The 12,005-nt window shown below is 32.0% G+C and carries 14 protein-coding genes; 6 read left to right on the top strand and 8 right to left on the bottom strand.

Features of this window, described 5'->3' with window-relative positions:
- Positions 1 to 14 precede the first annotated feature (14 nt).
- The 8 genes from J0L69_14490 to J0L69_14455 all read right to left on the bottom strand — a co-directional run bounded on the left by J0L69_14490 (position 15) and on the right by J0L69_14455 (position 4,699).
- Positions 15 to 566 (bottom strand): DUF4833 domain-containing protein, encoded by a 552-nt coding sequence (locus J0L69_14490; GenBank protein MBN8694399.1) that lies wholly within the window; start codon positions 564 to 566, stop codon positions 15 to 17.
- A 141-nt stretch (positions 567 to 707) separates the two neighbouring features.
- On the bottom strand, positions 708 to 1,382 hold the full coding sequence (locus tag J0L69_14485; GenBank protein ID MBN8694398.1) for a hypothetical protein: 675 nt from the start codon (positions 1,380 to 1,382) through the stop codon (positions 708 to 710).
- Positions 1,372 to 1,929, bottom strand: a complete 558-nt coding sequence (locus tag J0L69_14480; GenBank protein ID MBN8694397.1) for a YceI family protein — start codon at positions 1,927 to 1,929, stop codon at positions 1,372 to 1,374. Before J0L69_14480 ends, J0L69_14485 begins: the two co-directional genes overlap by 11 nt.
- A gap of 27 nt (positions 1,930 to 1,956) precedes the next feature.
- Positions 1,957 to 2,442 (bottom strand): hypothetical protein, encoded by a 486-nt coding sequence (locus J0L69_14475; protein MBN8694396.1) that lies wholly within the window; start codon positions 2,440 to 2,442, stop codon positions 1,957 to 1,959.
- Between the two features lie 92 nt (positions 2,443 to 2,534).
- A complete protein-coding gene (locus tag J0L69_14470; protein ID MBN8694395.1) occupies positions 2,535 to 2,840 on the bottom strand; it encodes a hypothetical protein in 306 nt (101 codons plus the stop codon).
- A gap of 67 nt (positions 2,841 to 2,907) precedes the next feature.
- Entirely contained in the window at positions 2,908 to 3,186 is a 279-nt protein-coding gene (locus J0L69_14465; GenBank protein ID MBN8694394.1) for a hypothetical protein, read from the bottom strand.
- Positions 3,187 to 3,190: 4 nt separating this feature from the next.
- Entirely contained in the window at positions 3,191 to 3,700 is a 510-nt protein-coding gene (locus tag J0L69_14460) for a sigma-70 family RNA polymerase sigma factor (GenBank protein MBN8694393.1), read from the bottom strand.
- Positions 3,701 to 3,904: 204 nt separating this feature from the next.
- Positions 3,905 to 4,699, bottom strand: a complete 795-nt coding sequence (locus J0L69_14455) for an RteC domain-containing protein (protein MBN8694392.1) — start codon at positions 4,697 to 4,699, stop codon at positions 3,905 to 3,907.
- A gap of 87 nt (positions 4,700 to 4,786) precedes the next feature.
- Between J0L69_14455 and J0L69_14450 the strand changes: the two genes are divergently transcribed.
- From J0L69_14450 to J0L69_14425, 6 genes are all read left to right on the top strand, one after another.
- Positions 4,787 to 5,686 carry a WYL domain-containing protein gene (locus J0L69_14450; GenBank protein MBN8694391.1) on the top strand — a complete coding sequence of 300 codons (900 nt, stop codon included), beginning with the start codon at positions 4,787 to 4,789 and terminating at the stop codon, positions 5,684 to 5,686.
- 51 nt (positions 5,687 to 5,737) lie between these two features.
- A complete protein-coding gene (locus J0L69_14445) occupies positions 5,738 to 6,928 on the top strand; it encodes a hypothetical protein (protein ID MBN8694390.1) in 1,191 nt (396 codons plus the stop codon).
- Between the two features lie 2 nt (positions 6,929 to 6,930).
- Positions 6,931 to 7,500 carry a hypothetical protein gene (locus J0L69_14440; GenBank protein MBN8694389.1) on the top strand — a complete coding sequence of 190 codons (570 nt, stop codon included), beginning with the start codon at positions 6,931 to 6,933 and terminating at the stop codon, positions 7,498 to 7,500.
- Entirely contained in the window at positions 7,484 to 9,127 is a 1,644-nt protein-coding gene (locus J0L69_14435) for an ATP-binding protein (GenBank protein ID MBN8694388.1), read from the top strand. Before J0L69_14440 ends, J0L69_14435 begins: the two co-directional genes overlap by 17 nt.
- 242 nt (positions 9,128 to 9,369) lie before the next feature.
- The gene (locus J0L69_14430) at positions 9,370 to 11,154 is read left to right on the top strand and encodes an ATP-binding protein (protein ID MBN8694387.1); all 1,785 of its coding nucleotides are present in this window, start codon (positions 9,370 to 9,372) and stop codon (positions 11,152 to 11,154) included.
- Entirely contained in the window at positions 11,151 to 12,005 is an 855-nt protein-coding gene (locus J0L69_14425) for a hypothetical protein (protein ID MBN8694386.1), read from the top strand. Before J0L69_14430 ends, J0L69_14425 begins: the two co-directional genes overlap by 4 nt.

Raw genomic sequence — 12,005 nt, 5'->3', positions numbered from 1 at the left:
TTATGTTTAATGGGTTATGGCTTAATGATTTCGGTTACTTCTGCCGAAGCAGATGGATCAAAGGCTTTTACTTCAACGTATTTTACATTCGGAACCCAAAAAGTTCCACCTTCAATTTTTACAAGAATATTATTTAGAATAGTCAGTTTGTTATTGATATAGCCATATACATGGTATTTTTTATCCGTAGCGGATTTCAATAGATAGAATTGCTTTTTATGGTATGAAACAAATTCAAATGAGAATGACTTTTTCTCTGCATCAATCATTTTAGATTGAACACCATAAGCGTAATTTCTTTGAATGTATGTTAAAGGGTCAATTTTTCCTCCTTGTGCATACTTCACCCAATAAACTTTAATCGGTTCCTTTTCATTCAGATTACCATCCTTATCTTCATTTAGCGTATAAACAATTGTATTGGCATTAATAGTACGCTGAACATAAAAAAGAAGATTGTCTACTCCTTCCGGTTTAGGATATGTATTTACCTCATTCACGTTTGCTTTGGGTGTAAACGAAGCAGTGATGATTAATACTCCCAATAAAATAAATATGTTTTTCATTTGCACGAGTGTTTAGAAAATGATAATTGCTTTACTTCTAAGGGGATAGTAGTAGATGAATTGAATTCCTTACAGGAATAACGGAAATATTTTAACAGAAAAGGTAACTTATTGTATTTAAGTTAAATACAGTGGCAATTGTTATGTAAATAATTGCTGCAATTGCTTTTCTAATGAAGCAATTATATCACTTGCCACTTCCGTCTTAGATTTCAAAGGAAAATGTTCTATTGAGTTATCTCTAAAAAGAAGGCTGATTTTATTGGTGTCAAATCCGAAGCCTTCCCCATTTTCATTAGTGGTGTTCAGTACAATAAAGTCCAAATTCTTTTTTTGCATTTTACCTTTACCATACTCAAAAATATTATCGGTTTCCAAAGCAAAGCCGATCGAAAATTGATCTGCTCGTTTTACCTTGCCGAATTCATAAGCAATATCCGGATTCTTTGTTAACTGAATGGTTATGGTTTCATCATTCTTTTTGATTTTTGATGACTCCATTATCAAAGGTCTATAATCGGCTACAGCAGCCGTAAAAATAGCAATGTCAACACTATCGAAATAGTGCTGACATGCTTGTAACATTTCTAAAGCTGTTGTTACCTGAACAATTTTAATTTGCGAAGAGTTACATTTTAAATTTGTTGGGCCGGAAACTAGAATTACATCTGCACCCTTGTGGTTTAACTCCTCAGCAATGGCATAACCCATTTTTCCGGATGATGCATTTGAGATGAATCTTACAGGATCAATAAACTCTTTAGTTGGCCCTGCTGTAATTAATATCCGTTTCCCGCTTAACATTTTAGTATTCAATTTTCATTGTTACATCAATGGTCTTTGCAATGTTTTTTGAAGGTTTACCTTTTTCAAATGCAATTTTATAATCAGCCAGTACAATTTTAAGTTTTGTATCAACTGTAATTTGTCCACCTTTAACGGTAACTGTTCCCTTTTCATTCACAGGATTTGTCGTCTCTTTAATAGTCATCTCACCCGAAACGGTAGCGTTGTAAACTCCATCTTTAGAAAAGTTGATATCTTTTAAATTGGTGATCTTTCCTTTGAACTTCGCCTTTGGAAATGCTTTTGTATCAAGGAATTTTTCGCTGTTAAAGTGCTTTTGCATCAAGGCTTTTTTGAATTCAAAACTTTGCATCGGTACGGATACAACTACATCGCCTGATTCCTTGCTTAATGTTGCTGTTGACGCATAGTTTACTGCGCTAATATCCTCCGCATCAGTGTGTGAGAAAATATCAATTTGACTTTTCTTACTGATTAATTTATCATCAGTTTGTTTAAAACTGAATAAAGTAATTGTTCCAATTACTAAAGCGATAACTACTGCTACTTTTTTCATACTATTTCTTTTTATATTAATTGATTGTTATTCTGTTACTACATCACATTTCTCGAGTAATACATTTTCGTATAACTCTAAATCCTCGTCATACTTTGCTCCTGATCGAATGATTCCTTTTATTGCGGTTTGTTGTCCTATTTGTAAGACGTCAGCATTCTTATTTGTCTCAGCCATAAAAACACACTTAACACCGGCTTTGTCATTGGCTTCCTGCAACAAAATGGTAACTTGATTATTCATGTCTGTATCCTTTGATTTAACCGTTCCCTTTATGACAAATATTTTTGAGTCACCCTCATCACCCAAATATTTAGCATTTGCAGCCTTTTCATCTTTGAGGTATTCATTAACGATACTTGTTGAACTAACAGAGAAATCCGCCTTTTGAGCCTGCACATCTATGTGGGGCATATTCCATAAGTAAAAAACAATTGCTCCGCCTACCAATGCTCCGAAGAGGATAGTAAGTAAAACTATTTTTCTGATTTTCTTTTTTTTATCTACAGTCATAAGTGATTTGTTTTGGTTAGAGAAGTATATCATGAGGCAATTATTTAATTGACCTCATGATACAAGACTTAGGAGATACCTAAAGGCTTCGATTATTTCATCTTCTTGCACTCAGCAGTGCAAGTATGACCTTTTTCGCCACAAGCGTATACATGCCCGCTTGATGTGCAAGCATTTGTACAAACGTGATCTTTCATAGCAGCAGCCTTGTTCTCTGCTTTTTTGCAATCCGCTGTACAAACATGGCCTTTTTCACCGCAACTGGAATGACTGTTTGTAGCAGTACTCTTGTTTGTTTCCGTTTTGGTAGTTGATTTAGTTTTGCTTGGAGCTGTTTGAGCGCTGGCTGCAAAAGAAATTCCTGCTACGATAGCAAGGGTGAAGATGATTTTTTTCATTTTTAGATTTTTAATGGTTTATACTTGTTAGTAGTAAGCCATTTTAAAACCTTACACAAAAAATGAATTATTTTTTAAGATTATCGTCTATCGCCTTCTGAATGCGTGTTTTAGAAGTATCTGCTAACTTCAAATTTGAAGGATTGGAGAATGATTGACGGTTAGATTTTAAGGCATTCTCAATTATAAGGCTTTGTTTTTGGTAACCCGCACATTTATCGCACATGGCAAGATGCATTTTCAACTTCACACGATCCATAAAAGATAATGGTGCTGCATGACTTTTCTCTATCAAAAGAGTAGCTTTATTGCAGGATAACATAATTATGTTCATTAACTTTTTCATTTTTCTATGCTTTAAACCAGTTTTTTTCGAGGCAAGCCCTTAATTGTAACTTAGCCCGGTGAATGATCACCCAATAGTTAGTCGAAGTAATATTTAATTCCTTACAAACTTTTTCTGTTTCTTCTTCCTCCACGAGTTTTAAAAGGATAAGTTGTTTCTGATTATCAGGAAGTTTGTCGATGCAAAAATTTAAAGCGCTCGCTAATTCCTTGTTCTCAATACCATTTAAGTTTTCTACTCCCCATGAGTGTGGAGCAGCGTTTTCTTTCCAATCTCCATCCTCGGAAAAGTAATTGTCGATGTACGAATTATCCTCAAAAGAAAAACTTTGGTTATTTACTTCATATTTTGTTGAAGCTTTGCGATAATGATCCGCAATTTTAAATTTCAATATGGCGAACAACCATGTGCGCTCACTGCTTTTCCCTTTAAAACTCTCCATTGCTTTTAATCCGGCAAGGAATGTTTCTTGCACTAAATCTTCCGCCAACTCTGTCTTTCCTGTTTTACTCATGGCATAGCCAAACAGCTCATCAGCATAAGTTGATGTCCAGTTATGAGGGTTGAGTATGTTTTGAGGTTGATTCAATGTGGTACAAAGGTAGAAAAGATCATTAAAATTTAAAGGTAAAATACAAACATATTCGAATTAACTACCTTTCATTTTAAAACATCCTATTCTCAAATAGAATAGACACCAATCCTACTTGTTTTTGATTTACCTCTTTCTTTTTCCTTCTATCAATGCTGTAGAATAAGTTTTATAAGCATCTTGAAGATTAGTAAAAATTTTTGGCTCATAATCATTTTTTGACTTATGAATGCTTGATGAGTGATTGCTCTGCCAGTTTTTACTTAACTCAAGATCAAAAATATTTGCTAATAATTCAACTATTTTCGTTATCTCTCCCTTTCCATTATTGATATATCCGGAAGTGTGTAGTCCGTAAACTAGCTGAACAAATTCATTTTTGTTGTCCCTACTTCCTGTCCATTTAATTATAGTTGAGTTCTTTAATGATGTTTCGGAAGCTATAGTAGTTTCAATTTCAGTTGTTATTGTAGGAAGAATATTATTTTTAATGAAGATTGTACTTAAATTTTGTGCAACTTCGTTACTAGCCAAATAACGTATAAAAAAGTGTTTCAGCTTTTTTGAATCCAAAACAAACTCCCTTAATTGCTTTTCTTCATCGCTAATATAAATTGGTAATGCTACACCATTCTCGATTTTTTTTATATCCAATTCATCCTTCACGTCTTCTCCATAGATTTTTTGAAGTAGAGGTAAGATCTCTTCGATGGCTTCACCTCTCCTATAATAAGTATTAAATGTTTCAACCATTTTCTCTTTATACTCACCAACAACTTGAATTATATTTAATAAGGCAAATTCTCTTTCGATTTCATCCCTTACAAATTCTTTATCCTTTGCCCTATTATAGCGTTTCTCAATGTTGCACTCAACTATTCTGATGTAGCGTTTAAGTAAATGTTCAAAAGTTTGTTTCATTTTCAATTCTTTAGGTTTGGGACAAAATAACAAAAGGTCATTGTCAATTTCCGTCAAAAGTTTTATATTTACTTTAAATACAGGCAGATGAACGATCAGGCAAAATTTCAAAGAATGTTGGAAATACTTATGAAGTTATCCGGCAGTTATGGATATAGTGTTAAACAACTTGCTGAAGATTTTGAATCATCCGAAAGAACCATATACAGGTATTTGACAACTTTTAAAAATGCCGGATTTCTATTAGATAATCACAATGGGTATTTTAAAATAGACAAAAAGTCTCAGGACTATAAAGACCTAAGTAAGCTAATTCATTTTTCGGAAGAAGAAGCACACGTCCTAAGCAAAGCAATTCATTTAATTGACGATGAAAGTAAATTCAAGAATGATTTGTATGAAAAACTGTATGTCCTTTTCGATTCTGACAAGGCGGTAAATAAAATTGTGAGAAAGGAGAGTTCCGAGAACGTTATAAGTTTAAAAGGAGCAATTAAAAACAAGGAGCAGGTAATTTTTCATGGATATAGATCATCTAATAGCGATAACATCCGAGATCGACTATTAGAGCCATTTGCCTTCACGTCAAATTATAACTATGTGTGGTGCTACGATATCGAGGCTAAATCATCTAAAACTTTTAAAGTTGCTCGGATTAAAGAGGTAAAAATAACTGATAAAAAATGGAAGAATGAGAAGCTTCATAAACGTAATGAAATTGATGTATTTAGGATTGGTGGGGAGAAAACTATTCCGGTAAAACTCATATTAAGCCTTATGGCTTATAATCTTTTACTAGAAGAATACCCTCTATCTGAAAAGTTTTTGATGAAAAGCAAGGATAATAAGTACACATTTGATGGATGGGTCTGTGATTTTAACGGTGTAGGGCGGTTTGTATTAGGCATGATAGATCAAGTAGAGATAGTAAGCCCCAAAAGCTTAAAAGACTACTTAAACAGTAAAATAAAGAATAAACGATTCTAATTGACGGAAATTGACAAACAGCTGATGTAATTTTGAACTTAGCAAAAACAAATGTTAACCTTTAACTCCATAAAAGAACTTATCAAAAGCTTGGATTGGTCGAAAGACCTTCTATCCGAGATGTTTGAGAAACGGAATTCCTTTTCATATAAATATGAAATGGCATTGGAAATTTTGGAGGAAGATAGAATTGAAAAACTAATCGAAAAAGAAGTTCTCCGGAGGAATGGTGCTTTCCTTGAGATAGATGAAAAATACCTCCAATTTTTTGAGTTGGTTTTGGAAGTGAACGAGCAGGTAAGCACGGCCTTTATTCATGAAAACATCCAACATGTAAAAGAAAGCATCAATTATTATCTAAAGGAGAGTGGCTCGGATAAGCAGTATTCTTATTTAAAAGTGATTAAATCCTCATTACAAAAAATTGGAAGGATAACTCATAGAAGTATTATTGACCTAAATAGAAATATTGAAAACACATTTAAAACAGAACCCACCTATAAAGTAAAAATTGCAAAGCTTGAGAATTTTGATATCAAAAGAAAGGACATAGAATTTCTCATTCATCAAACTGAGAAATTAGTTACGGAAGAAGAACTTACTTTCTTTAAAGCAGCGTTGGACGAAGAGCTAAAACGGATTACTAATTCCTTGAGAATAAAATTGAATGAAGGGAGACACAATTTAATTGAGACCCAAAAACAAATAATAAATTATTTAAATCAAATAAAACATCAAAGCGAGTTTATTGAGAAAATAAGACAAATAAAATATTTAAGAGATCAATTTGAACTGAAGTCTAAGACCAATTTCTTGGAAGTATTGTCTAACAATAACTCTGTTATTTTTGAACCAAAATCTTCATATCCGCTGAAATTATCGATAGATTATTTGCAAACAGATGAAGCCTATCAAAGTATATTAAAAATAAGTAAAAAGTTTACAAATGGTCACAAAAATATAGCATTAGCAGAAGCAATAGAGGATTCTTATTTGGAAACCGAAACCGAAGAAGAAATTTTTATCAATTTGGAAGAAGTGAAAAATGGCTTCATGGCTTCAGGTAATAATCTATATGACTTTGTTCAGAGTTATCGTTTCCCTAAGGATGTTTCATTTGAGGAGCGGTTAACTTTTTTCTGTCAGATGATCTCACAATACGAAAACGAGTTTAACATTGCTGATACATACAATAAGAAAAATGAAATAGAGTTCGTAATGGTTTATCCAAAAAATAATTAACTATGAATATTCCTCAAACAGGTGAAATTTTTGAAATACTTAGCAAAGGACAGTTTATTTCCTCCAATAGTGCTGACCATAACTTGCGGAAGTTATATGATATTATAAATGATGAAAATAATTTTGATAAACTGTGCGATTATTTTCATGCAATAAATTTTATCCTAGAGAGAGGTGATGAGTATTTCTTTTTCTCAAAATCTGAAATCAAAGCTGAACTTGATAGAAAAATTGAGATTGCATATAAATGGATTGATATTTTAGACTTTTTGAAAGCGTATGACAATTCTTTCGGCTCCAACTTTCGTTTTGATTATAGCCATATGGCAGGGCAAATTGGTAGAGATGTAAACCTCAAGGATAAGTTAGAAGGATTAAGAAAATACACTGGTGAAGGAAGTTATTTAGAACGAATAAAAAACCTTGTTGGTTTACTTGTAAAAGAAGGATTTGTCGAGCTTGAAAATGAAATTACTAATCAATATAAAGTTGTTGCTTCTTTCGGATATATGGAAAGATTAGTTAATAGTATTAACATCCCAAATGAATTACAAAATGAGATACCTCAATAAAATAATATTGATAAATAGCGCCACAATTAAATATTCAGAAATATTTACAGGCGGTAACGTGCATTTAATAGGAACACAAGGTGTAGGTAAGAGTACTATTTTAAGAGCCATCCTGTTTTTTTATAATGCCGATAGCCAAAAGCTAGGAATAAAGCCCGGCCAAAAAAATTTTTCTGAATACTATTTTCCCTATCAAAATTCTTATATCATATATGAAATAGTTAAGGAAACTGGAGTTTATTCTATTCTCTGTTACAAATCTCAGGGTAAGGTTTGCTTTAGATTTTTTGAAGGTGAGTACAACAAGGACTATTTTATAAAAGATAACTATGCTTTTGAATCATGGGAGCAGATAAGCAATCAGCTTAATCAAAGCAAAATATATTATTCGCGAAAGATTGACCGTTATGAAGAATACCGGGATATATTATATGGTAATAGTGAAGGAAAAAGCGAACTTAAAAAGTTTGCATTAATGGAAAGCAAGCAATATCAAAATATTCCTCGTACAATTCAAAATGTACTTTTAAACTCTGAACTCAAGGCGGAATTTATAAAGCAAACGATTATCCGATCTTTAGAAGATGAAGATATTGTTATAAGTTTAGAGGATTATCAGCATCATCTTACCGGATTTGAAAGTCAACTTTCAGATATAAGAAAATGGACAGAGAAAAACAAAAACGGAGAAATACCGGTAAAAACTCAATCTGAAAAAATTATTCAGTTAAGATCTGCCATTAAATTTTTAGAAAGAGAGAAAATAACACTGGCCAAGCAATTGGCTTGGGCTTTAAATTCGATTGAAAAGAACACCCCTAAAATTAAGAAAAAATTAGAAACCCTGGAATTAAAGGAAGTACAAATAAAAGCCAAGTTAACTGAACTTGATGGTAAATTTGAGTCCAAAAAAGAAAATATACAGAATGATATCAGTGTGTTTGATAATAAAATAAAGGAAGCAGAAACAAAAGCGCAGGAATATAAAAAAATAAACATCGAAGCTATAATTGAAGCCGTTACTAAAAAGGACACCTTATTGGTTGAACAAGGAAATCTTAATAAGGAAAAAGGAATATTGACTTCTAAGTACGCAGAAATAACTCAAAAATATTCGATGTTGTTAACTGAGCTTCAAAATCAGTTAAAAAGTATAGAAACAGATTGTGAAAAGCAGAAATTGACACTACAATCCAATTTTCTTTCCTTTAAGGAAAACACAACTAATCAATATGTTGATATCATTAAAGAAATCCGGAACAATAGTTTGTTGGCGTTGGACACCGCTAGAAATCATGTTAACGAGAAGAAGGATCAATCTCAAGAACTTCTAATAAAAAAGGCCGAAATTAATCATAAGCGGTTTTATGAAAATGAAATAGAGCAATTAAAAACAACTCTTCAAAAATTTAAAAATGATAAGATAAATGCCGAAAGCCAAGCTAAATTCAACAATGAACAAATAAAAACATTTCAAACGCAATGGGAGACTGAAGAAAACGGAAAAAAAGAAAGCCATAATCTAAAATTGGAAAAATTGAACAATTCTGTATTAAATATACAGAACGAAGTGAAGTCGATTGAAACAAAAATCATGAAAGCAAGGATTCATTTTATGGCTGGCTAAATGAAAAGTATCCAAATTGGGAAAACACGATAGGAAAAGTATGCACAGATGATATACTATTCCATAATGAACTTTCCCCGGAAATAATAAACTCGAAAGAATTAAACTTTTTTGGAGTAAAGATAGATTTAAGAGAAATAACCAAAAAAGTAAAAACAGTTGCCGATTACGAAAAAGATAAGGAGGAGCTAAATGGGCAAATAGAATTACAAAAAAAACAAATACTTGCAGCCAACGAAACATTGGAATCTGAAATAATAAAATTAAAAACGAAGTATCAGCCTAAGATAAAAGCAAGCAAGGATTTAATTAATGAGTATAATTATACAATTGAAACCAACACCGCCAAAACTGAAGAGGCGACTAACACACTAAACGATCTAACTCAAAAAGCTGCCAATGAGAAACATAGTTTATTGAAGGAAATACAAAAACAAATAGATCAACTGTCAGAAGAAATAATAGTAGCAGGAAGGAAGCTAAAAGCATTGGAAGAGCAAATTTCTCTTGAGGAGAAGGCAAAACAAGCGGAGAAAGACAACCTGATACGTGAAGAAGAAAGAAAGACTATTGAAGCCAAGGCTGAAATCGATACAACTTTTAAAACAAAAAAAGCCGAGTATTCACAACGAGAACTAGAAATAAAGGAGAAGCAAAAAAAGGAGCTTTCCGATAAAGGTGCAAATACCTCTAGGATCGCAGAAATTGATAAACAATTAGAAAAGTTAAAAGCGAAACTTGAGTATATAGAAAATAATTGGGACAAGGTTGTAGAATACAAAAAAGACAAGAGAGAATTATTTGATAAAGAGGAAGAGTTCAAAATTAAAAAGAAGAGTTTACAAGAGCAGCTTATTAATGAACAGCAAAAACATACGCAACAAAAGGGATCATTATTTACTGAACTCACCGAACTTACACGAGTAATTTCAGAATTAAAAAAAATTCTGGAAGATTATGGGGCAGATTTAAATGAGCTGGATTTATTTAAGAGCAGGAATTCTGAAAGCTATTCTGACCTTAACATTTATCTTTCAGACCCAAAGGAGGAAAATGCCGTTAATAAACCCGGTCGGGAACTAATTCGAGAATTGGAACAAAAAGATTATTCCCGAAAAGATCGGCTGGGTGAAATGAAAGAATCAATAAATAAGTTTTTAGGTAATTTTTCGGAAAAGAATATTTTTAATTTTAAAATTATTTTGATTGATTCAATAGAATATGTTCAGTTTGCGGATGAACTAAATGATTTCATTGAAGAAAGAAAAATAGAACAATTTGAAAAAAGAATAAATGAACGCTTTGCTTCTATAATTACGTCCATAGGCAAGGAAACTGGAAGTTTAATGTCCAAAGGAGGAGAAATTCAAAAGATAATTCATAGTATTAATAAGGATTTTGAACAAAGAAATTTTGTTGGGGCGATCAAAAAAATAGAATTACAATGGGATAATAGTAGCAACCCTGTTGTGAGTATATTGCTCGCTATAAAAAAGTTCAATGATGAAAATATAAATGAATTAGGCACTCCAAACTTATTTTCCGGTAATGACCAAGGTGCAAAAAACAAAAAGGCGGTTGATCTGCTTAAAGAACTAATTAAGCAAATTACAACTTTTGGAAAGAAAACTATCTCGCTTTCAGATTCCTTTGAATTAAAGTTCAGGATTCAGGAAAACCAAAACGATACCGGATGGGTTGAGAAGCTCGCAAATGTAGGAAGTGATGGCACAGACATTCTTGTTAAAGCCATGATAAATATTATGCTCTTGAATGTTTTTAAAGATGGGGCATCCAAGAGGTTTAAAGATTTCAGATTACACTGTGTTATGGATGAAATAGGCAAGCTTCATCCTAACAATATCAAAGGGATATTAAAATTTGCTAATGATCGTAATATTCTTTTGGTCAATGGTTCTCCAACGGAAAATAATGCAATTGATTACAAACACATTTATAAACTTGAAAAGGATGAAAAAAGCTTTTCTAAAATAAAAAGAATTATTACAAATCACGCTTTAGCATGACTTTACCATTGAACATAGCGAAAAAATTAAAACAGATGCTTGATAAGGTAGAAATACCATCAAGTAAACTCAAACATGCTGTAATAGCCGGATTAATAGAGGATGGTGTAATACAAGTTAGAAATATTGGTAAAAGTCAACGAATGTATTATGTAAATAAGCCGGAAAGTTTAACTGCATACATTGCGAATCACTTTGGAATTTCCAGTTTAGAAAATTATATTGAGTATCAAAAAAATGATACAGGAACAAGAAATGAATCAGTTTTAATAAGTTCGGATTCCAAGTTAAAGCAGGTTAGGACATTTAAAGGATTTCTAGTTAATTGCTATCAACCAATTGATGCGCTTCTTTCTGATAAGTCATTTATAATTAATCCTTTAGAAGGAACATACACTTTTATATATGATTATGAGCATTTAAAAGTTCCGGCCAACATAACAATTGTCGGAATTGAAAACCCGGAAAATTTTAAAGAAATACAAAAGCAGAAATCCTTATTCAAAAATATTTCTCCACTGTTTGTGTCTCGATATCCGCAAAATAAGGACTTAGTAAAGTGGTTAGGACGGATTCCCAATAAATATATGCACTTCGGAGATTTCGACTTTGAGGGGATTAATATTTATCTTAATGAATATAAAAAGCACTTGAATGAAAAAGCCTCATTTTTTATTCCAGATTATATCGAAAGTTTATTAAAAACTAATGGAAATAGAGAGTTATATAATAGGCAACTAGAAAGAAGGCCTGATAAAAAACAAATTACAGAAAAAGAAATTATAAAGTTAATTGCACTTATTGACAAATATAAAAAGGGATTAGAACAGGAAATATTTATTAATAACTAA

The organism is Bacteroidota bacterium (assembly GCA_017303905.1).
In the GTDB taxonomy this organism is placed as follows: domain Bacteria; phylum Bacteroidota; class Bacteroidia; order B-17B0; family Aurantibacillaceae; genus JAHEYG01.
This window is presented reverse-complemented; position numbering and strand designations above follow the sequence as displayed.